Origin of the sequence: Paenibacillus sp. FSL W8-0187 (assembly GCF_037969755.1) — a bacterium.
Classification (GTDB): Bacteria; Bacillota; Bacilli; order Paenibacillales; family Paenibacillaceae; genus Paenibacillus_AQ.
Genome location: NZ_CP150206.1, coordinates 919,057 through 945,116, shown reverse-complemented (window position 1 = coordinate 945,116; position 26,060 = coordinate 919,057). Strand labels below are relative to the sequence as shown.

General features: G+C 51.3%; 20 protein-coding genes. 4 read left to right on the top strand and 16 right to left on the bottom strand.

The genetic code is table 11. The annotated features are described in order from the left end of the window. Window positions 1-99: 99 nt before the first annotated feature. The 5 genes from MKY48_RS04150 to MKY48_RS04130 form a co-directional block, all read right to left on the bottom strand. The gene (locus MKY48_RS04150) at window positions 100-867 is read right to left on the bottom strand and encodes a MerR family transcriptional regulator (RefSeq protein ID WP_339292345.1); all 768 of its coding nucleotides are present in this window, start codon (window positions 865-867) and stop codon (window positions 100-102) included. A gap of 167 nt (window positions 868-1,034) precedes the next feature. After that, window positions 1,035-1,808, bottom strand: coding sequence for a hypothetical protein (locus tag MKY48_RS04145; protein WP_339292344.1), 774 nt, complete (start codon window positions 1,806-1,808; stop codon window positions 1,035-1,037). A 308-nt stretch (window positions 1,809-2,116) separates the two neighbouring features. Next, complete coding sequence (locus MKY48_RS04140) at window positions 2,117-3,301, bottom strand: acyl-CoA dehydrogenase family protein (protein WP_339292343.1); 1,185 nt, start codon at window positions 3,299-3,301, stop codon at window positions 2,117-2,119. A gap of 237 nt (window positions 3,302-3,538) precedes the next feature. Further along, window positions 3,539-4,318, bottom strand: coding sequence for an alpha/beta hydrolase (locus MKY48_RS04135; RefSeq protein WP_339292342.1), 780 nt, complete (start codon window positions 4,316-4,318; stop codon window positions 3,539-3,541). A 27-nt stretch (window positions 4,319-4,345) separates the two neighbouring features. Continuing rightward, entirely contained in the window at window positions 4,346-4,939 is a 594-nt protein-coding gene (locus MKY48_RS04130) for a TetR/AcrR family transcriptional regulator (protein ID WP_339292341.1), read from the bottom strand. A gap of 277 nt (window positions 4,940-5,216) precedes the next feature. On the opposite strand from MKY48_RS04130, the gene MKY48_RS04125 reads away from it, so the two are divergent. Further along, the gene (locus tag MKY48_RS04125) at window positions 5,217-8,333 is read left to right on the top strand and encodes a glycoside hydrolase family 2 TIM barrel-domain containing protein (protein WP_339292340.1); all 3,117 of its coding nucleotides are present in this window, start codon (window positions 5,217-5,219) and stop codon (window positions 8,331-8,333) included. Between the two features lie 149 nt (window positions 8,334-8,482). On the opposite strand, the gene MKY48_RS04120 is transcribed toward MKY48_RS04125, so the two are convergent. From MKY48_RS04120 to MKY48_RS04075, 10 genes are all read right to left on the bottom strand, one after another. Continuing rightward, the gene (locus MKY48_RS04120) at window positions 8,483-9,550 is read right to left on the bottom strand and encodes a hemolysin family protein (protein WP_339270244.1); all 1,068 of its coding nucleotides are present in this window, start codon (window positions 9,548-9,550) and stop codon (window positions 8,483-8,485) included. Window positions 9,551-9,627: 77 nt separating this feature from the next. Then, the gene (locus MKY48_RS04115) at window positions 9,628-10,926 is read right to left on the bottom strand and encodes a hemolysin family protein (RefSeq protein WP_339270243.1); all 1,299 of its coding nucleotides are present in this window, start codon (window positions 10,924-10,926) and stop codon (window positions 9,628-9,630) included. Window positions 10,927-11,430: 504 nt separating this feature from the next. Next, window positions 11,431-11,928 carry a pyridoxamine 5'-phosphate oxidase family protein gene (locus tag MKY48_RS04110; RefSeq protein ID WP_339270241.1) on the bottom strand — a complete coding sequence of 166 codons (498 nt, stop codon included), beginning with the start codon at window positions 11,926-11,928 and terminating at the stop codon, window positions 11,431-11,433. Window positions 11,929-12,158: 230 nt separating this feature from the next. Then, the gene (locus MKY48_RS04105) at window positions 12,159-14,174 is read right to left on the bottom strand and encodes an alpha-L-arabinofuranosidase C-terminal domain-containing protein (RefSeq protein WP_339273390.1); all 2,016 of its coding nucleotides are present in this window, start codon (window positions 14,172-14,174) and stop codon (window positions 12,159-12,161) included. A gap of 53 nt (window positions 14,175-14,227) precedes the next feature. Continuing rightward, window positions 14,228-15,121 carry a carbohydrate ABC transporter permease gene (locus MKY48_RS04100; protein WP_339270239.1) on the bottom strand — a complete coding sequence of 298 codons (894 nt, stop codon included), beginning with the start codon at window positions 15,119-15,121 and terminating at the stop codon, window positions 14,228-14,230. Between the two features lie 15 nt (window positions 15,122-15,136). Further along, the gene (locus MKY48_RS04095; RefSeq protein WP_339292339.1) at window positions 15,137-16,099 is read right to left on the bottom strand and encodes an ABC transporter permease subunit; all 963 of its coding nucleotides are present in this window, start codon (window positions 16,097-16,099) and stop codon (window positions 15,137-15,139) included. A gap of 33 nt (window positions 16,100-16,132) precedes the next feature. Then, complete coding sequence (locus MKY48_RS04090; RefSeq protein ID WP_339292338.1) at window positions 16,133-17,704, bottom strand: extracellular solute-binding protein; 1,572 nt, start codon at window positions 17,702-17,704, stop codon at window positions 16,133-16,135. A gap of 196 nt (window positions 17,705-17,900) precedes the next feature. Continuing rightward, complete coding sequence (locus tag MKY48_RS04085; protein ID WP_339292337.1) at window positions 17,901-19,544, bottom strand: response regulator; 1,644 nt, start codon at window positions 19,542-19,544, stop codon at window positions 17,901-17,903. Window positions 19,545-19,548: 4 nt separating this feature from the next. Beyond that, window positions 19,549-21,348, bottom strand: a complete 1,800-nt coding sequence (locus MKY48_RS04080) for a sensor histidine kinase (protein WP_339292336.1) — start codon at window positions 21,346-21,348, stop codon at window positions 19,549-19,551. A gap of 75 nt (window positions 21,349-21,423) precedes the next feature. Beyond that, window positions 21,424-22,278, bottom strand: coding sequence for an AraC family transcriptional regulator (locus tag MKY48_RS04075; RefSeq protein ID WP_339292335.1), 855 nt, complete (start codon window positions 22,276-22,278; stop codon window positions 21,424-21,426). 123 nt (window positions 22,279-22,401) lie between these two features. On the opposite strand from MKY48_RS04075, the gene MKY48_RS04070 reads away from it, so the two are divergent. From MKY48_RS04070 to MKY48_RS04060, 3 genes are read left to right on the top strand one after another with little or no spacing between them, the layout of a single operon-like run. After that, window positions 22,402-23,940: a sulfatase-like hydrolase/transferase gene (locus MKY48_RS04070; RefSeq protein WP_339292334.1), complete on the top strand. Its 1,539-nt coding sequence runs from the start codon at window positions 22,402-22,404 to the stop codon at window positions 23,938-23,940. Beyond that, window positions 23,940-24,587 carry a chromate transporter gene (locus MKY48_RS04065; RefSeq protein WP_339292333.1) on the top strand — a complete coding sequence of 216 codons (648 nt, stop codon included), beginning with the start codon at window positions 23,940-23,942 and terminating at the stop codon, window positions 24,585-24,587. The genes MKY48_RS04070 and MKY48_RS04065 overlap by 1 nt, the downstream gene beginning before the upstream one ends. Window positions 24,588-24,613: 26 nt before the next feature. After that, window positions 24,614-25,144, top strand: coding sequence for a chromate transporter (locus MKY48_RS04060; RefSeq protein WP_339292332.1), 531 nt, complete (start codon window positions 24,614-24,616; stop codon window positions 25,142-25,144). A gap of 109 nt (window positions 25,145-25,253) precedes the next feature. Here the strand turns inward: MKY48_RS04060 and MKY48_RS04055 are convergent, their stop codons facing one another. After that, complete coding sequence (locus tag MKY48_RS04055) at window positions 25,254-26,054, bottom strand: TIM barrel protein (protein ID WP_339292331.1); 801 nt, start codon at window positions 26,052-26,054, stop codon at window positions 25,254-25,256. Window positions 26,055-26,060 lie beyond the last annotated feature (6 nt).

Below are 26,060 nucleotides of genomic sequence, written 5' to 3'. Positions count from 1 at the left end.
AATGCTCAAGAAATTCCAAATGAAAAAGCCCTTCCGAGGCGGATTAACCGCAGTGGAAGGGCCTTTACAAAAAATATGATAATCCTCTATTCATCCCTGTTACGAGGGATTCATACCTGTGTAGATCAGAATCGCATCGCGTAGGAACACTGCTGTTCCGGGCTGCTTCTCATCGTAATGGGCGGTAAAGCGCTCATCATCAACGTACATCTGAGCAAGGCCCGCGTGGGCCTCTTTGCTGTAATCGTTCCAATAATAGGTGAGCCAACGCTTGTGAAGATCGGCCGCCTTCTGGGCCAGCTCACTGGCAGGGTCGCCTTGCTTAAACGCTTCTACCAGCGTCTCGTACAGCTCATCAGCCAGACGCGTTACTTCCTCATGCTGCGCTTGCGTCATGTTTTTCAGCTTGGCATTGGATTTATTTACAGTCTCTTCGCCATACTTCTCGCGAATTTCCTTACCGTATTTCTTCTCATTATCATCAATCAGCTTCTGCTTGAATCCTTCGAATTTCTCTTGGTCACTCATGGTCTTTCTCCCTTCGGCGGAGGCGATCGTGTTCTCCACATTGGTAATCAGCAAATCCAATTGCCTTCTTTTGTCTAGGAGCTGCGCATGGTGTTCCTGGAGCGCCTGGGCCCGGTTGAAGGATGGTGAGGTCATAATCTCTTTGATCCCGTCCAATGGAAGCCCGAGCTCCCGGTAAAACAAGATCTGCTGCAATTGATCGACCTCCTCCTGCCCATAAATCCGATATCCTGACGAGTTGATTCTGGCCGGCTTCAGAATGCCAATCTCATCGTAATAACGGAGCGTCCGGGTACTTATTCCTGCCAACTTTCCAAGCTTCTGCACCGTGTATTCCATGGTTTCACCTCCTGACAACATCAATGTACACCTTTACGTAACGTTAAGGTCAACACTTTTCGCGAAAAAAATGATGCCCGCCATCCTCAGCATACAAAATAAAAAAGAAACTGAATGTATTCTTAACAGAATATCATCCAGTCTCCCCAACGATCCCATTCAGTATGTTAGTTCGCTTCCTCTTCCGTATCCGCTGCAGCGGCTGCGGATTTATCGGCATCTGTATGCTTCTCGTTAATCCACTGCTTCAAGGGCTCGGTCATTTGATCCTTCAACTTCTGAACCAATTGATCCTCTGCAATCCCCTTCGAGGCGGCTATCTCGGCTAGCGATTGCCCTTCCTTCATTTCCGCCTTCAGTTCGTCCTCCGATAATCCGAGTAAAGCTGCAATTTCCTCCGGATTACCGAATTTGCCGAAACCTCGGCCGCCTTTGCCATGACCTTTTCCAAAACCGGCTTCGCTGCTCTCTACCATTTGCGTAAGGCGAGCACTCAGTCCCTCTTTCCATTCGGCTGCTTCAGTTTCCGTTATACTGCCTTCACTCAGGCGCTCATCGATCTTGGAGGTTTCCAGCTCGGTCAGCTTCTGCACGAACACGGATTGGGTCATTCCTTTGCCTTCGGCAATTTCGGCAAATGTGCTGCCCGCTTCAAGCGCCATACGGATCTCAGCCTCCGTGAGCCCAAGGACCTCGGCCGTCTCTTTGACGATGTTACCACCCCGAGGTCCACCCGCTTTACGATCCATCCACTTTCCAGCTCGGTTCTTCGCTGCATCCGCAGCCGATGAGTCTGTCCCCGTCTGTCCATCCTCGGATACCGAGGTGGAAGCGTCCGTGCTCGCCGCTGCAAAAACCTTGTTCTGAAGGTACCCGGCTCCCCCCAGCACAATCGCTGCTGCCATGCTGCTTACTAATACTTTTTTACTTATCGGATTCATCTTCATCTCTCCTTTTAGGGTTATGGTTTGTCTTACAATTTGAAGTATAGAGAGGGAATCTGAAAGTAAACTTAGGGGAACGTTATGCCAGGCTTAGGCTAAGCTGAAGGTTTGCTGAATGCTAGACACAACATACCGTGCTCACCAGGATCGCGGACGCGGTTTACAGCTATTCCCAATCAAAAAGACAACGAAAAAAAACCGCCGGAGGCAGCCTCTTCAGCGGTTCCTGTCTGTTATTCCTTCACGATTCAATAAGCAACTATTCTCGAAATGGCCTCATCCCATCATATCGAGCTTTAGTTCCCCTACTCCTCCACTTCCGAAATGGCTCGACGAGCGAGATTCGTCAGCACGACATCGTCCATCGGCGGATTATGAAGACCCGCCCGGACATCCCTGTACATTCGTTCCAACGGGAGCTGCCGGGAGAGACTCAATCCTCCAACGATCCGCATGGCGTGATCGACAATCCGGACCGCTGCATTGGTCACGACATATTTGGCAAGACCCAGCTCAGGCTTGAGCGCAGCGCGGTTCTCCACTTCCTTGTCCCAGCGGTCGGCGGTTTGATACAAATAACTGCGGGCCGTAAGCAGATCCACTTCGATTTGGGCGATATGTCTTTGGATATTCGGCAATTCGGCAATGGGGACAGTCAAGGAATTCGGTTTATGATGACGGGCAAAATCGATGGCAAAATTGCGTGCGGCATAAGCAATCCCCATATAACATGCCGGGATGTGAAGCAGAATGCCTTCCGTCGATACGGGAAACTCAGGTTTTTCATAATCGAGTCCCCGAATCACTTCCGTCTCCGGCACGAAGACGTCCTCCAGAATCATGTCATGGCTTCCCGTTGCCCGCATGCCCATCGTATTCCAGGTTTCCTCGACCTTAACCCCGGGCCCGCTGCGCACGAGGAACGCACCGACCTTCTCGCTATGCTCGATACCTGCCGTAACCACAAATTGCTTCAAGATCGGGCTTAACGTGCTGAAGGTTTTGCGTCCGTTAATGCGCCAGCCGCCAGGCACCCGCCGCGCCGTGGTCTCCGGCCTTCCGCCCCGGCTGGGACTCCCTGTCGCAGGTTCACTCGCCAGCTCATTAATAACCACGCCTTCAGCTACAACGTCTTTGCACAGTCTCTCAAATAAAGGCTCCGGCCAAGCCTCGGATAGGCGCAGCTGGAGTATTTGCCCGATATGCCAACCGACCGCCAGCGCCGTAGAGCCGTCACCTCTAGCGAGTCGTTCCTGGGCAAGCACCATCTCGTATACGGAGGCTTCTTCTCCTCCAAAGGATGCCGGGACGGTCAGCTTCAGATAGCCCGACTCCTTCAAGTCATCAAAATTCTCGAACGGAAACGATCCCTCCAAGTCGTGCCGTGGAGCTCTTTCCGCGAATTTCGCTCCAAGCTTATCGGCCCGAGCTGCGATCATGGCTTCGCGTTCATTACGTATGAATGGATCTGTGGAACCGGATCGATTCAAGTTCGTCCCCTCCTTGCTAACCCTTGTATTCCGATAGATATATACATAAAATTGTAGCAACCCTATTTTGGGGTGTCAATGAGGGGGCTCACCGATCGCCGCTCCCCCCTTTAGTTCGGATATATCCAGTGTATGAATTCCGAATCATAGAAGACAGACCGCGTTTAGATGAAGTTTTTCTCGCAAAAAAATCCGCGCTGCAGAAACTACGCGGATCCAAGACGCAAATAGGATAGTCTACACCGCGTTCTCTGTCAGAAATGAAGCGATGGCTTCATTGACTTCATCCGGGTTATCCAAATTCGTTGCATGGTGAGCGTTCCGGATGATTCTTAATCGCGAATTCGCAATTCCCTCCTGCATGTATTCCTGCTGCCTTCGGATCATCGTGTCGCTCTCTCCTTGAAGAAGCAAGGTTGGACAATGGATCTTATGCAGATCCTGCGTGCTCTCCATCCGGGTCACCGCATCCCATATCCGAACCCAGTTGGAATGCGGGATGGAACGAAAGGCTTTCTCTATATAAGCTTGATTGCTCTTATTGTACTTGGATAGCATTTTCCCTTGCATTTTTCCCGATAAGGACATCGGCATCAAGTAACTTGACCAGCGATTTAGCGGCACGAACATTCGCTCATACCAATTGAACGCATTCGTGAACGGCGTACCGATCAGTACAAGGGCTGCGACCTTGTCTGGATGGCGAACGGCAGTCTGCAGCGAAATATGCCCGCCCAGGGACAGCCCGCAAAGAATCGCTTTTTCAATGCCCAGTCCGCTTAGCAAATCCGCCAGATCCCTGCTGAAATCCTCCGAATCCACTTTTCCGTCCGGCAAGGAAGACGAACCATGTCCTCGAACATCCCACACCACGGTTTGGTACTGACGAGAGAAATAATCGACTTGCGGCCGCCATTGTTCATGATTCCATGAGGCCCCATGCGTAAAAACAAGCGGTTTTCCTTCTCCCTTTACTTCATAGTACAGATCGACTTCCCTTCCTTTAAAAATCGGCATATAACCATCCTCCTTCCTATGTTGAAATTATTGTGTACCGACATTCCATAACGGAGCGAATATCACCTGAAAGCACTCATCAAACAGTTCATCCAACGTTCGGTTAGATTCTTTAATCCAGATCATCATAGCCCCGCTGATGGAGGCTTGCAGTACCCTGCTAACCATAGCCACGTCGCATTCAGCGATTTCTTTGTTCGTAATCGCCTGGCTGAGCATCTGCCGGGTAAACTCATCGATCAGCTGCAGTCGGTACCGGGTCTTCTCCAACAAATCCGGATCATTCGTCCCTTCCAGATAGAAGGAAGTATGGTTAGCCAATTCAACAGGATCTTTCATATGTAAAACCGCATGCTTAAACACGGCCTTTAGTGCATCAAGTCTGGATTGATCGGATAGGCTGGCCTCCTGGAAGGCATGCCTGGTTAGTTCAATAACATAATCGCTATAGGCCAGGAACAAATTCTTCTTCGAACCGAATCGCTTCATTAAAGCTGCCGGCGAAATATTCACTTCATGCGTGATGTCGGTTAATGCTGCTTGACCGTATCCTTTTTTGGACAGTGCCTGGTAGACACCGTAGAAGATAGCCTCATCTTGAAATTCGCGAGGTCTTACCATGCGTGATTGCCTCCCTACAGTTAGTGAATGATCATTTACTAACCATTGTTTCATAAACCTTCTCAAATGTAAACCGTGAAATGCCCAGAGGTGAATACGCACATCAAAATACGGCCTGCCTCCTGCAAAAAGGCTCTGTCCTCCTCTGCTGACCGCTCTAGTGTTTAATCCGGCTGTCGTTTTTAATAGAACAACACAACTTCCTTATACTCTTGGACTGAATTACCCTCTATACTGACAGTAGAAGGAAACCATAATCTAGGAGGAGCTGAGCACATTGCGTACCAAATTCATTTACCAGTCACCTGCAAACGGTTATCCCGAATGGAATAATAATCCGAATATTTTTCAGCTAAACCGCCACAAAGCCCATGCTTACATGATGACGTTCCCGTCGGAGTCTGAGGCGCTGAGCCATGCCCACTCCATGTCTCCCTGGTATCAGTCATTGAACGGGATGTGGAAGTTTGCATTTGCCGAAACCCCTGACAAGCGCATCCAACATTTCTACGAGACCGATTATGATTCCAGCAGCTGGGCCGATATGCCCGTCCCTTCCCATTGGCAGCTTCAAGGCTATGACTATCCTCAATATACGAATGTTAGATACCCCTGGTCCGAATCGGAGCCTGAATTGAAAACCCCCTTCGCGCCAACACGATACAATCCCGTGGGCTCCTACATTCGTGAATTCACGGTACCGGACACATGGAAGGAACAGCCCGTTTATATTAGCTTCCAAGGTGTTGAATCCGCTTTCTATGTATGGGTGAATGGCGAGATGGTCGGATACAGCGAAGATACATTTACGCCGGCCGAGTTCGACATTACCCCCTATCTGATTGAAGGCGAGAATAAATTGGCTGTTGAAGTGTATCGCTGGTGTGATGCGAGTTGGCTCGAGGATCAGGATTTCTGGAGGCTTAGCGGGATCTTCCGCGAGGTCTACCTCTATACCGTCCCTGCCATCCATATCTCCGATTTCTTCGTCCGGCCGGTTCTGGATGACGAATACCGGGATGCCGAGCTGGAGATCGATGCAACCGTTACGAATTACTTTCATGAAACCATTGATAAGGACAAGCTTCAGCTTGAGGCGCTTCTATACGACCAGGACCGTCAGCTGGTTCGGAAACAAACGCTCACCATAGCGGATTACATTATGGAGGAGAGCACCTTCACCCTTAGCATGAACGTACCCGAACCTAAAAAATGGAGCGCGGAATCGCCTTATCTGTATACCGTCGTTCTGGCATTAAAGGACACGGACGGAGTTTGCCTTGGGGCCGTAAGCTGCCGCACCGGCTTCCGCCGCTTCGAGCTGAAGGACGGATTGATGCGGATTAATGGTCAGCGCATTCTGTTCAAAGGCGTGAACCGGCATGAATTCTCCCCGGATACCGGACGGGCGCTTAGCCGCGAAGACATGATCACCGATATTGAGCTGATGAAGACGCATAACATCAATGCGGTACGGACTTCCCATTACCCGAATCAATCCGTATGGTATGACCTCTGCGATGAATATGGATTATATGTGATCGATGAGACGAATCTGGAGACGCACGGAACGTGGGAGTATGGGCAGCAGGAACTGAAAGAAACGATCCCCGGCAGCAAGCTCGAGTGGCGGGACAATGTTTTGGACCGCTGCAATTCGATGTTTCAACGCGACAAGAATCACCCCTCCGTCATCATCTGGTCGCTTGGCAACGAATCCTTCGGAGGCGACAACTTCATTGCGATGCACGATTTCCTGAAGGAGGCCGATCCGTCACGGCTCGTTCACTATGAAGGGATCTTTCATTACAGGGCGTCCGAGGCGGCTAGCGATATGGAGTCCACCATGTATGCAAAACCTCAGGAAGTGGAGAAGTATGCAATCAGCAACCCGAGCAAGCCTTACATCATTTGCGAATACAGTCACGCGATGGGCAATTCCTGCGGCGGGCTTCACCTGTATTGGGAGCTGTTTGAGAAGTATGACATTTTACAGGGAGCTTTTATATGGGACTGGATCGATCAAGCGATCCGCACCCAAACGGCCGATGGTATCGAATATTTAGCGTATGGTGGGGACTTTAACGAAACGCCGCATGACGGCAATTTCAGCGGAAACGGCCTGATCTTCGCCGACCGCAGCAAAACCCCCAAGCTGGACGAAGTGAAAAAATGCTACCAGAACGTCAAGTTCGAATGTTTGGACCCTGCTGCAGGCCGGATTCGGGTCAGCAACCGTTTCTTGTTCACTAATCTCGATCAGTATCTTATAAAATGGGAGATCCAACTGAACGGAGAAGAAAGCCAATCCGGCACGCTCCAGCTCTCGCTCCAGCCCGGTGACCATACCGAAATCAAGATTCCTTATTCTCCTATAGAGGACGATGGAAAAGAAACGATTCTCACCGTCTCCCTGGTTCGGAAGGAGAGCACCAAGTGGGCACCCGCAGGACATGAAGAGGCTTGGGAGCAGTTCGCGCTAACGCCTTATATAGCGAGCCAATCGGAAACAGACTCTCTTTCAAACGCGGAGATCCTAGAAGTTACCGAATCGGATGAAGAGCTCCTCATCACGGGTCCTGCCGTTTCGTTACGCTTCCACCTTGGCACCGGTGATCTGACATCTTACGCGCGATCCGGTAAGGAATTCCTGCTGGCACCCGCCAGACCGAATTTCTGGCGAGCCGTCACGGATAACGATCTGGGCAACCGGCTCTCAGAACGCTGCGGCGTATGGAGAACAGCCCATGATCAGCGGAAGCTGCTGGCTCTAAGCTGGCATGCAGAAGGTCCTGCCGTCGTGGTCACCAGTCACTATCAGATCGAGACCGCTCCTATATCCGGACTGACCTTGGAGTATCGAATCTTCCCGGATGGAACCATCCGCGTGCAAGAAACCTTTGTCCCGGGCAGCGGCTTGCCTGACATTCCGGAAATCGGCATGCTGTTCTTGCTGGATGAAAGTCTCGATATGCTCAGCTGGTATGGACGGGGACCACATGATAATTATTGGGACCGGAAGACAGGAGCCAAAATCGGCCGATACGCGGGCAAGGTCGCCGATCAGTTCGTCCCTTATCTGAGGCCTCAAGAGTGCGGGAACAAAACGGATGTGCGCTTCGCGCTGCTAACCGGGGAGCATAGCGGGGACGGCCTGGAATTCGAGAGCTCCTCCCTCATGGAGGTATGCGCCCTGCCGTGGACGCCGGAGGAACTGGAGGGCAGCGACCATGCGTACAAGCTCCCACCAAGCGATAAAACCGTCCTGCGCGTCAACTACAAGCAGATGGGCGTCGGCGGCGACGACAGCTGGGGAGCGCCGATCCATGAAGAATTCACGCTGCCTTCCAACCGCACGTACAGCTTCGGCTTTACGATGGGGGCAGCACGCTGACCTAGTCTATAGAACAAAAGCAAAAAAGAGCAGCTTCTAAGATTAGAAGCTGCTCTTTCCATGATTCAAGATCATGCCCTCTCACCACCGAACGGTGCAAATGGCATTTTCATATTCTTAGATCGTGCCCGATGCTAATTCGCCATTGCTTAGGCCTGTGCACCCTGCAGCTCGTGACGATCCGATTCGTCCCGAATGTCGCCCACGATTTCCTCCAGGATATCCTCCATCGTCACCAGCCCAATTGCCGCGCCGGATTCGTTCGCGACGACGGCCATATGAACGCGGATTTGCTGCATCTTGATCAGGACGTCCTTGATCGAAGACGATTCCGGAAAACGCGGCATGTCATGAATAAAGTCATTCACGCTGCAGTTTCTTCCGGCCGCTATGCCCGTCAGCATCTCCTTCGTATTGATAAACCCGATGAAATCCTCTGCGCGTCCCGCTTCCGTCACCGGGTAACGGGTATAGTCGTACTCGCCGAGAACTTCCAGGATATTGGCAAGGGGCCACCCTCGTTCTAATGTTACGATGCGATCTCTTGGGACCATGATTTCCCGCAAGGTGCGCTCCTCAAAAGCAAATATATTGGTCAAATAACCCATTTCGGTTTGGTTAATTTCGCCGCTCTCGTAACTCTGATCCACGATCCACTTCAATTCCTCTTCGGAATGGACCGTTTCATGCCCTGCCGGCTTTACGCCGAATAATCGAAGCAGAAGACGCGAAGCTCCATTCAGTGCATAGATAAACGGATACATGATCTTCCCGAACCAATACAAGGGAGATGCCAGCAGTAACGTCATTTTCTCGGCAAATTGGATCGCTAATGTTTTAGGTGCCAGTTCCCCGATGACGACGTGCAGGAACGTAATGATCCCAAGCGCAATGGCATAAGAGAGTACCGTTGCCACCGCCGCCGGCACGTCGAATCGATCAAACAGCGGATGCAGCATTCTTTCGACGGTCGGTTCGCCCAGCGCGCCGAGCACGAGGGCCGTAATGGTGATTCCAAGCTGGCAAGCGGACAAGTAGTAATCCAGTTCATGGGCTACCTTCCTGGCCGTGACCGCCCGTTTATTCCCCTCTGCGATCAATTGATCGATTCGGGACAGCCGCACCTTCAAGATGGCGAATTCGGCGCCCACGAAAAATGCAGTCAGTCCTATAAACACAGCTACCAAAAATAAATTTAACACGATTATTCCGTCCAATGATTTCCCTCTTGCGAGGGATTCACCTCCAAAAAAGTTATGGTCTGAATGTACACGGGATCACGCTATGCCCTTGATCACCCGTGTCTGAGAATGACGTGTTTGATCTGAAAATTATCCGTTTCGGCTACGGCCCATACATGCTCGCCATGCTGGATCTCATCGCCGTCTTGAGCCGTCGTGCCTTTCTGATACTGTATCCAGCCGCCGATCGTATCCATCTCCTCGTTATCCTCGAATACCAAGCCGAAGCGCTTCTCAAGCTCCTCCAAGAGAACCCGTCCGTTTATCAGGTATTCCCGTTCACCGATCTTGCGGATATCCGCTACTTCATCTTCATCGAATTCGTCGCGAATTTCCCCTACGATCTCTTCCAAGATATCCTCCAGGGTCAGAATCCCCGCCGTACCGCCGTATTCATCAATCACCAAAGCCATATGCATCTGCTCCTGCTGCATCTTCAGCATGGCATCCTGGATCGGCGTAAATTCAAGGACGACCGGGAGATCCAGAACGAATTCTTCCAGCTTGCGGTCTCGTCCGGCCACGATGTGGGGCAGCATCTTTTTGACGTTGACGACGCCAACCACCCGATCCTTGCTGCCATCCTCGATGACAGGGTACCGCGTATAGTTGTGCTCATCCAGGATGCGGACGATGTCCGGGTGTTTCATGCCTTTATCAAGTGTGATCAGATCCGTTCTCGGTACCATAATGTCTTTAGCCACCCGCTCATCAAACGAAAACACGTTTTCCATGTAAGCCAGCTTGGTCTCATTAATCTCGCCACCCTGAAAACTCTGCGCCATGACGATGCGCAGTTCCTCTTCCGAGTAGGCCTGCTCATGGGGCGTAGGTTTCACGCCGAACAAGCGAAGCAGCACGCGCGAGGCTCCATTTAACGCCCAAATGAACGGATACATCAACTTTCCGAACCAATACAGCGGGGCTGCAAGGAGCAGCGTCGTCTTTTCCGAGAATTGAATAGCCAAGGTCTTGGGCGCCATCTCCCCCACCACGACATGCAAAAATGTCACGAGAATAAACGCAATGGCGTAAGAGGCAATCGAGGCCGTTGAAGCCGATACGTCAAACCAATCGAATACCGGGTACATGAAACGTTCAACGGCCGGCTTGCCGATGGCCCCGAGCCCCAGCGCTGTAACCGTAATGCCGAGCTGGCAGGCCGAGAGATAGTAATCGAGATCCCCGGCTACCTTTTTGGCAACAACCGCCTTTTTGTTTCCTTCCGTTATCAATTGATCGATCCGCGACATGCGGATTTTAACGATAGCAAACTCGGACGCTACGAAAAAAGCGGTCAACGCAATCAGTATGGCAAGTATGATTAAATTAGTGATGGTAATAATGTCCAATGATTTCCCTCTTCAGAGGGATTCACCTCCAGATTGAATTAAAGGCCATATGTTGTGCATCAGAACAGGTCATGTCTATATACGATATTTCCATGAAAAAGAGGTAGTTCGCAGATGAGAATATTACAGCCTAATTCCGCAATTTGATCCATTTGCAATAACGCCTTCCCAATGTACTACCTCCTCTCCTGGAATCTATTTTTCATATTTATGAAAAAATTATATCATGGCAGCCCTCAAACCATCCAGTTGCACGTTATGGTTGAGGGCGGGTCCCAGCACGAATTCACATAATTCTCACTTGTTTGATGAGGTATATTCCCAGGCGGTACTAAATATACCCTGTTATGTATTAAAATGTACGCTTCATCTATTGTTCATCCATTCATAACCATAATGGCATTCGTCTAGAGGGATCCGTGCAGGCTGGTTCAACTTACAGGAAAAAACCGCAGGATCGTGGCTGGATCCTGCGGTTTTTCCATCATGTTGTTACGTATTTCGTTATCCATGGAGATCGACGGTTTTGTTAATATCCGAGTCACCCTCCGGCTGTTGGCCCACCATTTTTTTGAAGAAGGCTTTCACCGTTTTCGTTTTGTTCCCGGTTTCCCAATACTCCGCAGTATCTGTATCCACCTTGATCAAAATAATGTTGGGATCGTCGTAGGACGTTTGCAGAAACTTCTCATATGCCGCATTCCAAAGCGCCTTTTTCCGCTCAAGGTCATCCACGACTTGGGCCGTTCCCCGAATCGATACATAGGAGTTGCCGACATAAGCGACATTGACGTTGGGATTAGCCATAATTTCTTGATATTTGCTGGTGTCCCTTTTCGTTAAAAACCACAAATCGCCGTCGAATTCGATATCCTGCGTTTGCATCGGTCTGGAATTGATCCCGCCCTCCGATATCGTGGAGAACATCGCTGTTTCAATATCCTTAATAATATCCTTCACGGTCTCGACCGCTTCTTGGTTCACTACGGTTTCGTTTGACATCTGAATCACCCCATCCTTGTGTTTAGTCTGTATTTACACTTCCCCAAAATAAGTTAAACGATGAATCCTTTATAATTCCGTTTTCCTTTGCAGGGTCATCTATCATGATCCAGGCGGAGCCTAAACCATCCACCTGCACCACAAAAAGCCGGAAACTGCCAGCGCAGTCCGACTTTTTTGGTGCAACGATTTGTTATGGAGCTTACATCATTCCTCTGTACCTTCCGCCACTATACACTCGCTTTGAATTCAAGCGCGTAAACGGATGAAGGCCGCAAGTTGTAACCTTGGCGCCATGCTTCTACCGGCACCCTGCTTTCCTTGCACACAATATGATCCGGCTGGAATACGGAGTTAATATCATCGTAAGAATTGCCGGTGATTTCATAAAGGATCGTTTCCCCGGAAGCCTCGAAGGCCTGCAGATCCAGCACGGCCGTTACCTCCTCCAGACTTCGGTTAACGATAAATACGGTTACTTTGCTGCCGTCGTCATTCGTCCCGGCCACAATGTCCAGGTCCAAAAGCGCGCCAAGCTCCACAGGCGTCTTCTTGCTTGATGCCACGGAGAAAGTTCCGCATTCCGCTTGGACGGGGAGAATACGCCGGACGTCCCGATTCGCGTAAAGCTTTAACACTTCATAGGTCGGCGTCCCGTATACCGTGAGCGGAAGCCCGCTCCATCCGGGCTCCTTGCCGCAATACTGATCCGCATAGTAGTCCCCGACCCGGATGCATCCTCCAAGCCAGCCATTCACAAGATCGGAGAAGCTGCCGATATGCACCATGTCGCTGCAGCGAATCATTTCGTTCAGGTTGGCGGCATTGGCCACCGCGGCTCCCAGCGTATGTTCGTTAGGCAGCCCTTTTCGCACCGTATTCGGATAGTACATCGTGTTGTATTCGGTGATCGCCAGCTTCACGTGGCTGTGCTTCGACTGGGATCGGATCAACTCCGTCGTTTGACGGATATGGTGCCGGGTCCACTCGGGATAAGAGGCAATCGCCTTATAGCGTTCCTCCGCCGGCGTTTCGCGGTTCATGCCGAAAGGTCCGTAGCCGTGATACAAATGCAGTGTCAAATAATCCATATACTCGCCTGCCAGATCCAGCACGGTTCGGTTCCATTCCTGCTCGTAATGCCCGCAGGCCAGCAGCACGATGGAAGCGTCCGCCTCCTTCATAGCCTTGGCAAACGAGATCGTCCGCTTCGCAAACCGGTCTGCCGTACAAGTGCCGACCTGCCATTGGCCCCATACTTCGTTGCCGATTTCCCAATACTTGACGTTATACGGCTCAGGGAAGCCGTTTTGGGTTCGTAAAGCCCCCATCGGCGTTTCCGCGCTTCCGTTGCAGTATTCGATCCACTGTGCGGCTTCTTCAGGTGTACCCGATCCATCGTTCACGCATATCAAAGGTTCCACCTGCAGCTCGCGGCAAAAGCGGATGAATTCGTCCGTTCCGAAATATTTGCTGGTCCATCCTCCCCAAGCCTCATTGTACATGACCGGTCGCTCCAGAACCGGGCCGATGCCATGCTCCCAATGGTATGCGCTGATGTAATTGCCCGCGAGCCTCATCATGCCCGCATTCAGTCCTCTCGTCATCTCGATCACTTCACGCTTCACCATCGCAATGCTATCGATCGGCAGCAGAGACACGTGATCGATCCAGAGCATGCCGGTGGATACGTGATCGATCCACCTTGGATGCTCGGCCGGAACATACACCCGGATCTCGGCATCGCTGCAAGCGCGTGTTATGGACAGCTCTCCCTCGTATTCCTGCCAGTTGTGGCTGCCCAGCTCCACGCGAAGCTGTCCAAGCGTTTCTTCCGTGCGCCGGTCCACGACATCGACCGTTACGTATTGAAGCTCAATGGAAGCGCGGGCAACAAGCCGGACCGTATACTTCATCGGACCCTTTAATGCCGCTTTCTGCGCAATGCCGGCATAGGCTTCGTCATCGCTCAGGATGCGGATGCGCTGGGCGCGTCCCGAATGCCGGGGTGCCGGGGCTTCCATCGCGTACCTGGTGTTACGCCCGTTGGTATAGGGGCGCCAGCTTCCCGATACCGGTGTCTTCGTTTCTGCATCGCTTTCAAAATCCATGTCCTTCAGCGGAAACGCGAGCATCGCCTCCATATGGTCCCGAATATCCTCCACAAAATGCCCGAACAGATAAGGATTGATCGTATGATCGCTCTTTCGGCTGCAATTAATGGTAATCGTTGCGTTCGTTTTCAACATAAAACCTCCCAAAGGAATTTTAGGCTGGCCCGTACGATCGGTATCGGAAATCAACCTTTAATCGAGCCAATCATGACGCCTTTAACGAAATGCCGCTGCACGAACGGATACATCAACAGTACAGGTAAACTTGAGACGATAATTACCGCGTATTTAATACTCTCGGCAAGTAAAATTTTATCCTCCAGTCCAACGCTACCGTCCACGGAAGCGGATTGGCTGATCAGCAAAATTTCGCGCAGCACCAGTTGAAGCGGGTGCAAATTCTCGTTGCGAATATAGATGAGCGCATTAAAGAATGAATTCCAGTGACCTACCGCATAAAACAAAACCATGACTGCCAGGATCGGCTTGGACAGAGGCAGAATGATACTGAAAAGCAGCCTCCAGTTGGAGCAGCCGTCGATATGGGCGGCCTCCTGCAGCTCCCAGGGAATGCTCGATTGGAAATAGGTCCTCATCACAATCAGATTGTAAGTCGCAATGGCGCCGGGAACAATCAGCGCCCACATCGTATCGACCATTCCCAAATCCTTGACCAGCAGATACGTTGGAATCAACCCTCCGCTGAAGAACATGGTCAGCGTGATAAACACCATGATGGCATTGCGCCCCGGAAGGTCAGGCCTCGATAGCGGGTAGGCCGCCAAGATCGTCATGATAATATTGATCACTGTACCGACGATCGTATAGAAGATCGTGTTGCGATATCCTATCCAAATCTTTTCGTTTTGCAATATATTCGTGTAGGCATCCAGCGTGACGCTTTTCGGCAGCAGCCAAACTTCGCCATTCAATACCCTTGTCGGATCACTGAACGAAGCGCTGACAATAAAAATCAACGGGTACAGCACAATGACGATAATGATCGAGGCAATCACGTATATAATGACATCGAATACCCGCTCATTCGCGGCTTCTTTTACTATCGACGGCTTGGGCATGGCGCGTCCCCTCCTTTACCATAAGCTTGTCTCTGACGTCTTGCGCGCAATCCGGTTTACGAACAGCAGCAGGATCAGATTGATGACCGAATTAAACAGCCCGATCGCTGCCGTGTAACTGTATTCTCCCTTTAAAATGCCTGTCGTGTAGACAAACGTGGAAATGACGTCGCTCGATTCCAGATTCAAGTTGTTCTGCATCAACAATATTTTCTCAAAGCCAATGTTCATGAAATGGCCGATATCCAAAATAAGCAAAATGATAACGACAGGCGCGATTCCCGGTAAAGAGATGTGCCAAATGCGCCGCAGCCTCGATGCCCCGTCCATCTTGGCCGCCTCGTAGAGCTGCGGGTTCACCCCGCTCAGTGCCGCTATATAGATGATGGACTGCCACCCCATGTTCTGCCAGATATTAGAACCGATAAAGATGGTCTTGAACCAGCCGGCTTCCTCAAGAAAGCGGATCGGCGTACCGCCAACGGCCTCAATCAACTGATTGATCGGACCGCTATTGGGCGAGAGGAACACGTTCAGAATGCCCACGATCACAACCACCGAAATAAAATGCGGAATGTACGTAATGTTCTGCAGCCATTTGCTGAAAGTCTTGTTGCGTATTTCATTGATGATCAACGCCAGCAAGATCGGAATCGGGAAGGCGATCAACAAGGAAAACAAATTGATGGACAGCGTATTCCACAGCAGCCGCCAAAAATAATACGAATCAAAGAAACGTTCGAAATGCCCGAAGCCCTCCCAGCTGCTGCCGAGGATACCTTTTGCCGGATTAAAATTTTTAAACGCGATTTGCAGCCCGTACAACGGACCATAATGAAAGACCAGATACCAGATGACTGGCAGAAGCAGCATGAGATATAGGTCATATCGCTTGGCCATTTGCCTTAAAAGACGGGAACCCCGCCTCGAATCGCTTCGAGGCAGAGCCATTGATGTATCGGCTTTGACACGCTTCAAGGGCATCCACTCCTTATCCATGATGTACCAGCATTATTTCTGCATCTTGTCATAGGCATCCTGATACAATTTCTCCAGCTCGTCTACTTTCATCTTCTTGAGCGTGGATTGGAATTCTCCCCATTTGTCGAAGCTAAGCGCGCCAACAATGAATTTCGTGCTTTGCTCTTCGTAATATTTGTCGATATCGTTTCGCAGGATGTTGACCTGCTGTGCGGTTTGCTCATCAAACATCGGAGCCGCATAACGAACCTCCGGCATGAACGGATCCAGCTTCTGCTGCGCCTCCTGTACCTGCGGCGGATTGATGAAAGAAGAAACCTGCTCGCTGATGAGATGAGGTGCCCCTCCCCCGGCGTAAGGCGTGATTTTGGCCTGATTGGTAATATCCTTCAGGAAATCCTCGGTATAGAACGGAATCCCGTCCTTGAGCTCATAATGCTCTCCTTCCCTGCCGAACCTCAGAAGCGTCGATCCTTCGTCACTATAGAAATAGTCGATCCAGCGCATCGTTACTTCCGGGTACTTATTAATGGACGTGATGGCAAAGGCTCCAAAATCCCGCGCAATCGGCAAGGCCTGGCTTTGCATCCGATCTCCGTTCGGGCCAGCCGGAGGCGCGATTCCGGTATACTGGTCCTGGATCGACAAGAAATTATTGTTGGTCTGGTCAAAGAAGAATCCCGCATTGCCCGACCCCTGCTTGGCCAAATATTGCGCTTCGGTGTGTGAGAATATCTCAGGATCCAGAAGCTTCTCCTTGTAAAGCTTGTTTAAGTACATGAGCATCTCTTTATTCTTGTCGCTGCCCATCCAGATGCTGACTTTGTCATTCTCGATATTGACGTTATAGCCGAGCTGGGAATCCAGTCCGAATGATCCGCTCATTGCGGCCACAACCGGCAATCCGAGCCGAGCCGTCATCGGGATTTCGTCCTGTTTACCGTTGCCGTTCGGGTCCCCGTCACGGAAGGCCAGCAGCACTTCATACAATTCTTCCGTCGTCTCCGGCACCTCCAGATTCAGCTTCTCCAGCCACATCTGGTTGATCCATTTCTTATCCGTCCGTGCCGCGCCCAGTGTTACAATGCCCGGAATCGCATAGATATGCCCCTCCGGCGTCGTGATGCCCGAGCGAATTTCGGGATATTGCTCCATCAATTTTTTCAGATTCGGCGCATATTCATCGATAAGGCCTTCCAGCGGAATCAATTGCCCTGCCGATCCGTAGCGAACGGCCTCGAGCGGGGATAGGCCGGAACGGAACAAGGCATCAGGCAGCTCATTGGAGGCGAACAACAGATTTTTCTTCTCCTGGAAACCATCCGTCGGCGCTTCAATGAATTCAACCTTCACATTGCTCAATTTCTCGTAATCCTGAAATACCGGCATCTCTTTGAACGGACCGTTCACGGGTGCAATCCGGGTGAACATCTTGAGATCCACGGGCTGCTCTACAATCGGAAACCCTGTAGCATGAACCACATTCTCTGTACCTTCGGGTGTTGCCTCTTTCTTCGAACCTCCATCGGAACTGCATCCAGCCAGCATCAAGCTGGAAGCGATCATTGTGATGACCGCGTTTCTTCCCCAGCGTTTACGCATAAATAAGCGACCCCCATATCCCTTCATTCACCAAACGCCATTTGTAAGCGTTTACTATTGGTGTGTGATTATTATAATTCACCCTTCAAGACGGCCCATTACAAAAATATGACCATTTACTCCACATATTTTACGGTTTGTGAGAGGCGGCCTCCCCGCACGGCTCTTCTGCCGATCTGAATACTTGGTTTTTGGCCTATCCTCTTCCCAAGCGGTTCAAATACTCCTGTGGGGTTACCCCCGTTATTTCCTTGAATACTTTAAAAAAATAGTTATGGGTCGTAAAACCCACTTGATTGCTGATTTCCTTGATCGAGTATTTGCCGCTTTCCAGCAGCTTCCGCCCTGCGTCGATCCGAACTTGATTCAGATACTCCGAGAACGTTCGCTGCGTTTCTTCCTTGAAGATTCGGCTTAAATAAGAAGAGTTCAGGCCGATGGCACCCGCGGCAAGCTCCAGCGTGACATAACCCGGATACCTCTCCAGAATAAAATGAACAGCCTGCGTGACATGGCGGGAATACGGTCCCGCCGCACGATGCTGCTTCAGCAGGGCAAGCAAGTCCGCATAGTAGGATTGCAGCCATTGCACCAGCTCCCCGACACTGCCGATTCTTCCGAGCTCGCTTCTTGAAGGAAGCTTCTCCTTCGCGGCTCCAACAGATGGCATCCATGTCTTCCACGCCTTATCCCCGGTTTGCATGAGCTCACTGACGATCATCTGGATCGTATGCGAATGGACCGGAAGATGACGGATCGAAGCAAAAACAGAGGCGATTAAACCGTGCACGCCTTCGATGTCCAGTCGTTCAATCGAAAGCAGCAGCTGTTTGTGTTCCTCGATCGTCAAAGATACGCGCTGATGGTTGCCGCCTGCAAGTCCCCCCGCCCGGCCCGGCATCCTTGGTGCCGCATGGCTTCCGGACGGCTCCATGGTGGAAGCGTCGAGCATCCGCTCAGAGGAGCTATAACTTGAGCCAAGTTGTGACAAGCTGGTGCATACATGTCCGACGGAGACCACGCATTTTAGATTAAGGAACAGCTCAAGCGCATGCTGAAGCTTCCTCATCCGTCCGGCTATCTCATTCTTTATGGCATGTTCGCTCCGCTCCTTGAACGCAAACACGACAATAAACCGTCCATCCTCCACGTAAGCTGCCGTCCGCTCCTGAATATCACCCAAGCTCTGCTGCATCATATCGACCACCTGCTGAACCAGCCGGTTCGTTTGCACGTCGCTGTATGACTCCGTCAGCAGCAGAAACGGAACAATCTGCACAGCCGCTGCCGCATAGCTTAAGGCGTGGGGGTACAGGCGGTTTTTTTGTGAGAAAGCCTTAACCTCCATGGTTGCATCCTTCCTCCCGCTAACGAGATACACGATATAATCACGGAGCAGCACGGGACTCGGCCTTTCGGCCACGGCCTCGTGAGTCATGCGTTCTTCCAGCAACCGATCTTCCTGCCGCAATTCCAGGACCGCTTTGTTTAATAAGGTGACTAGCGCTGCACCGTCCAGCCGATGCTTCAACAGATAATCGATGGAGCCGTTCTTCAGGCACTCCCGCACGTAGTCATAATCATCAAAGCTACTGAGCATAATCGTCTGAATGAACGGAAACCGTTCTTTAATTGCCCGGTTGAGCTCTACGCCGTTCATTTCGGGCATATTCACGTCAATGATCGCAATATGCGGGGGAGACTGCTCAATCATGGCCAAGGCCATCAATCCGTTATGCGCTTGGCCGCATAATTCGAATCCATGCTCATTCCAGTCCAATAACGTTCGCAGATCATGCCGCACGAGCGGCTCATCATCAACGAGCAGCACTTGAAACATAGCTTTATATCACCTCTTGTCGGGATTTGTCCTTACTCTCCATTGTTTTCGGCAGCCGGATCTCGGCCTTTGTATATAAACCCGGCTCACTGTACAGCTTGACGCCGTACGAATCGCCGTACATGTGAACGATCCGCTCATGCACATTGCGCACGCCCATACCGCTAAAACGGGAGGTTTCCCCCTTCTTGCCCGTCTCACCCAGCAGGTGTGCCCTTTGCCCTTCCGTTATGCCCTTGCCATTGTCGATCACTTCAATCCTCAGATCGCTCCCCTCATCGCATACGCGTATCAGCACGAGCCCTTCCTGCTCCATCGCTCCGATTCCATGAATGATGGCATTCTCCACAAGGGGCTGCAGCATCAGCTTCAGCACCCGGCATTCCAGCAAAACGTCGTCCTCGATCTGGGTGACCATTCGGATCGGCTCCATATACCTGTACTTCACGATCGAGATATAGCGTTCAACATAATCCAGCTCCTCCCTCACCGTCAGAAATTCACTCGAATTGCCCAGAACGCCGCGCATGAGCTCAATCAGCGATCCGGACACCTCTTCGATATTCGGCACGCCATTCATCTTGGCCAAATACTTGATCGTGTTCAGCGAGTTGTATAAAAAATGGGGATGAATTTGCGCCTGAAGCGCCGTTAACTCAGCCGCCCGCTTCTCCTTCTCGCTGACCCGGATCCCTTCCAGCAGTCGCTTCAATTCCTCCACCATGCTGATAAAGACGCGGTACAGCTGCCCGGTCTCGTCTTCGCTTGTTATCTCTTTTCTCGGAAACGTCAGATTCCCTTCCTTCACAAACATCATTAATGACTTCAACCTCCGGATATTAAGGGTGATTCGGGAAGATACCTGCAGCGAACCGATCAGGACAACGATGAAGACGATAACCGATACCTCCGCCAACAGTTTACGGAGCTTTGTCGATTCGCTAAGCAGCGAATCCATCGGTATCAAAGCCAGGGTAGTCCATCCCGTATAACCGGATTGGCGGCTGACAACGATGTAGTCTCTGCCGTCAATGGCTTGCTTGATGGCATCCCCATTCCCTGCGAGTTCTCCGTGGATGCTGAGGATCTTCTCGAACGACGGGGCAAAGGACGGCGCCGATTCGGCCTCATAGACAAACCCGCCCTGCTTGTCCAGCACGTAGATCATGCTATCGGTGGTAGGCTTCACCCCGTATGTTTTTTGGATGAAATCATAATTCAAATCCACCATGACAACCCCGATCGGTTCCCGGTTATATCGGATCTCCCGCCCGATCGTGATGGCATCCGACACCCCGGTCTGCTTGAAATACGCATGACGCGATCCATTCTGGAGCATGTAATCCATCATTCCGCTCCCCAAGACCGTCTTGTCCAGCCACGGACCACCCGAGAAAAACACCTTGCCGTTCAAACCGACCACGGCAATCCGTGAAATATAAGGCTTGTAATCGATCAGCACGGATAGAAACTCATCGATCCGTTTCTGCTCTTGAAACCATTCATAGCTAATTTCTTCATGAGGGCTCAGTAAGGTGTCGATCACCGTATTTTTGTTGGTCACCACGACGGTGTTCAGCCGGTCGATCTCTTCCAGCATCATATTCAGTGATTCATCCGCCTGCCTGATGCTGTCCGAAACCGAGGTGATCGCATTTTGCATGATCGTCTCGCGCATGCTCATATATACGATGACCGTAATGGAGACGATGGACACGAGCGTAACCGCACTGAACGCAATGAAAATTTTCCCCTGAATACTTCGTCTGGGTGATATCCACCTTTGAATCGTAGAGAGTTTCATGGCGCGTGTCTCCTTTTTCCAGATCAGAAGAAATAGTTCGTAAACGTTTACAAAAACATATTGCCGTCCATAAGGTCAGCATCGAGCTCCGCGCATGGTTATGGGAGGCACCTTATAATAGATCTTGAAAGCCCTGGTGAACGAATACAAATTCGGATAGCCGAGAGACAACGCAATCTCGGTAATCGTTGCGTCCGTTTCTTGTAACAACCGTTTTGCCTTTTCCATTCGTATGCGCTGAAGGTATTTTAACGGCGGCATTCCTACCTGATGGGTGAACATATTGGAGAAGTACGACCGATGCACCCCCGCGAATTCGGCAACCTGTTGTACGGAAATCCCCTCGGTAGCATGCAGCTCCATATAATCCAAACACTCGTGAATCCATCCCGCTAGTTCCGTCGGCTGTGCGGAAGCCATATCCGGGACCATGCCGGCGAGCAGTCCATAAATCAAGCCGTGCAGCTCCAGCGATACCGCCGGTTTCCAGCGCTCGACACCGGCCAGGGCATCAATCACGCGTTCGGAGGATTCTTTGACCTTAGAGGATATCATCTGTTTGCCGAACGGGCTTTCCGGAAATAAGCCGGCCAGCGCAAGCAATGGATTGACCCTGTTCCCGTCCACTGCCAACCAGCTCATCTGAAGCGGTGTATCCGCGGGAAGCATGTGATAATAATAGGTCCGGCCCGGAAACAGGCAGAACAGATCATTCTTTTGCAGATCCACTCGTTTGTCATCGAACTCTAGCCGCACCATGCCTTCATGTACAAAATGCAGGCTATAACACTCGATTCGCTTCGGTCCGACTCTGTAATTGGGCTTGGCAATGCTTCGCCCCGCCCGGACAGGCCAGATCTGTTCCTCTTTATCCAAATATCCCGGCGTATAATAGATGAATTCCGCATATTCATATTCGTATTCCTGCATCATGACTCCCTCCTCTTCCTTCATTTTTCTATTAAGAATAACAAAATGACAACAAAAATATAACACACAGCTATTTTTATAACCCGTTATTTTCAATATCATCATACTAGGAGGGGATTACACTTGTCGAGAAGACCTAACATTTTGCTAATCACAAGCGATCAGCAGCATTGGAATACAATCGGAGCATTTCAGCCTGAAATCTCTACGCCCAACCTGGACCGTCTTGCGCGTCAAGGGACAACGTTCGATCGGGCGTATTGCCCCAATCCCACCTGCACGCCGAGTCGAGCCTCCATCATTACGGGGCAGTACCCGAGCCAGCATGGAGCATGGACCTTGGGGACAAAACTGCTGGAAGACCGCCATACCGTAGGAGAGAGCTTCCAAGACGCAGGCTACCGGACCGCACTGGTGGGAAAAGCGCATTTTCAGCCGTTGAAATCAACGGAAGATTACCCATCCGTGGAGGCCTACCCGATTCTTCAAGATTTGGAGTATTGGCGGAATTTTAACGGGCCATTTTACGGATTCGATCACGTCGAGCTGGCCCGCAACCATACGAATGAGGCCCATGTCGGACAACATTATGCCCTATGGCTCGAGGAGCAAGGATGCGTCAATTGGCGGGAGTACTTCCTGCCGCCTACGGGAACCATGGATCCTTCCAAAACATACACCTGGCCCATCCCGGAAAAATACCACTACAACACCTGGATCGCCGAGCGAACCAATTCGCTTTTGGACCAATATAAGAAGGCAGATGATCATTTCTTTATGTGGGCTAGTTTCTTCGACCCGCACCCGGAATATCTGGTACCGGAACCATGGGCTTCGATGTACGATCCGGAACAACTCACGATCCCATCCCTGACGCCAGGTGAGCATGACCGCAATCCGCCGCACTTCCGCTTGACGCAGGAAGAAGATCCGGATTTTTCACATCTCGCTGAAACCGGGTTCGGCATTCACGGCTACCGTTCCCATCACTATTACGAATACGGTTCGAAATCCAGGTTAACGGAGTACGACAAGAAGAAGCTGGTCGCCGTGTATTACGGCATGATCAGCATGATGGATAAATATATCGGCAGCATTCTCGATAAACTGGATGAACTGGGACTGACCGAGGATACAATCGTTGTCTTCACCACTGATCATGGACATTTCTTCGGCCAGCATGGCCTTCAAGCCAAGGGCGGATTCCATTACGAGGATTTGATCAAGCTTCCATTCATTGCACGATATCCAGGACGGGTGCCTGCCGGAAAAAGGACAACTGCAATGCAGTCCCTGGTCGACCTGGCCCCTACCTTCCTCTCCTTCTGCAATATACCGATCCCGCCAGCGATGACGGGCATCGACCAAAAGGAAGTGTGGCTCGGTAACGCGGACGCCGCGCGGCAGCACGCTATCTGCGAATTCCGGCACGAGCCTTCGACAATTCATCAAAAAACGTACATCGAGCAGCGCTATAAAATCACCGTTTATTACAATCAAACCTACGGCGAGCTCTTTGACCTAGATGCAGATCCCGGCGAGCTGCGCAATTTATGGGACGAAGCGGGGTACGAGCAGCTGAAGGCAGAGCTTCTGCTCAAATACATCTGGGCCGAGCTTGGCAAGGAGCCGATGCCGATGCCGAGAATTCATCACGCCTAATGGAAAGGAAAAACGCATACTTTAGCAGGCTGAAAGAACGGTTAACGCTGCTGGCCCGGCTATTTTGGGCCTTCTTTCGCATCGGGCCTTCCACCTTCGGAGGCGGATATGCGATGCTGCCCATAATTGAGCACGAAGTGGTGAGCAAGAAAAAGTGGGTAAACGAGGAGGAAATCGGTGAACTTATCTCGCTTGCCGGTTCCGCTCCTGGAGGAGTCGGCGTAAATGCGGCCGCGATGATCGGCCACCGGCAAGCCGGCATTGCCGGGGCTGTTTCGGCCGTGCTTGGCGTGACATGCCCCACGTTTTTGATTGTGATCCTGATCAGCGTAGGTGCCGTGTATTTTCGGGATCAACCCAAGGTTGAAGCTGCCTTAAAGGGGATGCATGGCGCCGTTATTGCGTTGATCGCTGTCGCGGCTTACCGGATGGCCAAACATGCCGTCTTTGATGCAACGACAACGATATCCGCCCTAGCCACCGTATCCGTGATGCTGTTTACAGGGGTGCACCCCCTCTATCTTATTGCGCTAAGCTTACTATGCGGAATGGCTGTCATTCAGATAAAAAAACGGCTGGGCCTTCAAGCGAATACAGAGAAGAAGGCAGGGATCAACAGCTGCCCGGAACTGGAATATTACATTTGAGCGAAACGAATCGGGGCGATTGAAACATGTATTGGGACTTGTTCATGATGTTCATAAGTGTAGGCCTCGTGTCCTTTGGCGGCGGTTATGCGGTAATCCCGGTCATTCAGAAGGAGGTAGCGGAAAAAGGACTGCTGACTGCTGCGGAATTCCAGCAGACTGTGGCGCTGGCCGGCATGGCGCCCGGTTCGATCGCCACCAATGCCGCTACGCTGATTGGCTATCAGTCCGCCGGCTATATCGGAGCCGCCGTCGCAACTGCGGGCATCATCCTGCCGTCGTTGGTCGTCATCGTGCTGCTGTCCGCCCTCTTCTATCGCATGCGGGGCAATCCATATGTACAATCTTCTTTATATGGCCTGCGTCCCGTAACGACAGGACTCATTATATATGCAGCTATTCATTTTGGGTATCCCGATGAGGGTGAAGGGCTCATTCAGGGCCTCATTCCTACACTGCTGATTTGCGGAGCCTGTTTATTTCTCTTGCTGAAGTATAAACTTCACCCGTTGTTGATACTTCTCATGGCCGGCGCTGCCGGTATTGTTTTATTCTAATAAGTTGGATGGCTGTCGGCCGTACGTGAAGGATTGGACAAGGTTGCCTTTCCAAAGCACGAATAACAAGCCGGAACCTTCATGGTCCGGCTTGTTTTGGTTTCTTTTTTTATGGTGTCATCCGTTCCGAAATCCTCTTGGCCATCCACTCGTTTACTTCCCATAGATCAGTAACAGGAGCTCCTGTGAAGGGCAGCGTATGCATGTAACCGGAATTGGCAGGCCCGAATTCAGGCGTCATGCTGGTATAGCTGAACCCTTGCTCGCTCCGGTATTGGATAATTCGTTTCCACCACGTTTCAAATGCGGCCAGTTCCCGGCTATATTCGGGCGCTCCGGGATGGGGAACCTGCGGCCCCTGAGCGTAACCTATGCGCGCGTGTATATGGACGGCACGGCGAATAGCGACCTCCATGTCTTCCGCATAATCCTCCAGCATGGTCTCCGTCACACAGCACCAATGGCTGAAATCAGCCGTAATGCTCAGCTCAGGGAATTCCTCCAGCAAGCGGCGCGTCGTCCATGGCGTGAACATCGCCCGCGATCGGTGGGTTTCGTGTCCGATGGTAATGCCGACCCCTTGCTCGATCTTCAACGCAGCTTCGAAAAAACGCAACTGGTCCTCTATCTTCATGCCGTCGCGGGCACTATGGGATACAATCAGCTTCGGATCGAAATCGGTTGCCCGGCGAACCTGCTCAGCGAAGGTTTCTTGATGGGGAACGGCAGTGACCACCTGTGCAATATAGTGAAGCTGCAGTTCGGCAAGCAGGTCTTTGAATTCGCGTTCCAGATCCCGAGGAGGCAGCGGGGCTTCAATCCCCGCGTAACCGGCTTGTGCAGCCCGCGTCAATTGGTCCCTGTAGCTTCCTTCCATGCCCCATAGGGCTTTATACAGCTGAATATTCAATTCGCG

Bases quoted from the DNA above. Each gene is read 5' to 3' on its own strand.
- MKY48_RS04150 (WP_339292345.1), bottom strand. From the start codon at position 867: ATGGAATACACGGTGCAGAAGCTTGGAAAGTTGGCAGGAATAAGTACC.
- MKY48_RS04090 (WP_339292338.1), bottom strand. From the start codon at position 17,704: ATGCGTAAACGCTGGGGAAGAAACGCGGTCATCACAATGATCGCTTCC.
- MKY48_RS04145 (WP_339292344.1), bottom strand. From the start codon at position 1,808: ATGAATCCGATAAGTAAAAAAGTATTAGTAAGCAGCATGGCAGCAGCG.
- MKY48_RS04065 (WP_339292333.1), top strand. From the start codon at position 23,940: ATGGAAAGGAAAAACGCATACTTTAGCAGGCTGAAAGAACGGTTAACG.
- MKY48_RS04130 (WP_339292341.1), bottom strand. From the start codon at position 4,939: ATGGTAAGACCTCGCGAATTTCAAGATGAGGCTATCTTCTACGGTGTC.
- MKY48_RS04080 (WP_339292336.1), bottom strand. From the start codon at position 21,348: ATGAAACTCTCTACGATTCAAAGGTGGATATCACCCAGACGAAGTATT.
- MKY48_RS04075 (WP_339292335.1), bottom strand. From the start codon at position 22,278: ATGCAGGAATACGAATATGAATATGCGGAATTCATCTATTATACGCCG.
- MKY48_RS04110 (WP_339270241.1), bottom strand. From the start codon at position 11,928: ATGTCAAACGAAACCGTAGTGAACCAAGAAGCGGTCGAGACCGTGAAG.
- MKY48_RS04135 (WP_339292342.1), bottom strand. From the start codon at position 4,318: ATGCCGATTTTTAAAGGAAGGGAAGTCGATCTGTACTATGAAGTAAAG.
- MKY48_RS04100 (WP_339270239.1), bottom strand. From the start codon at position 15,121: ATGCCCAAGCCGTCGATAGTAAAAGAAGCCGCGAATGAGCGGGTATTC.
- MKY48_RS04060 (WP_339292332.1), top strand. From the start codon at position 24,614: ATGTATTGGGACTTGTTCATGATGTTCATAAGTGTAGGCCTCGTGTCC.
- MKY48_RS04085 (WP_339292337.1), bottom strand. From the start codon at position 19,544: ATGTTTCAAGTGCTGCTCGTTGATGATGAGCCGCTCGTGCGGCATGAT.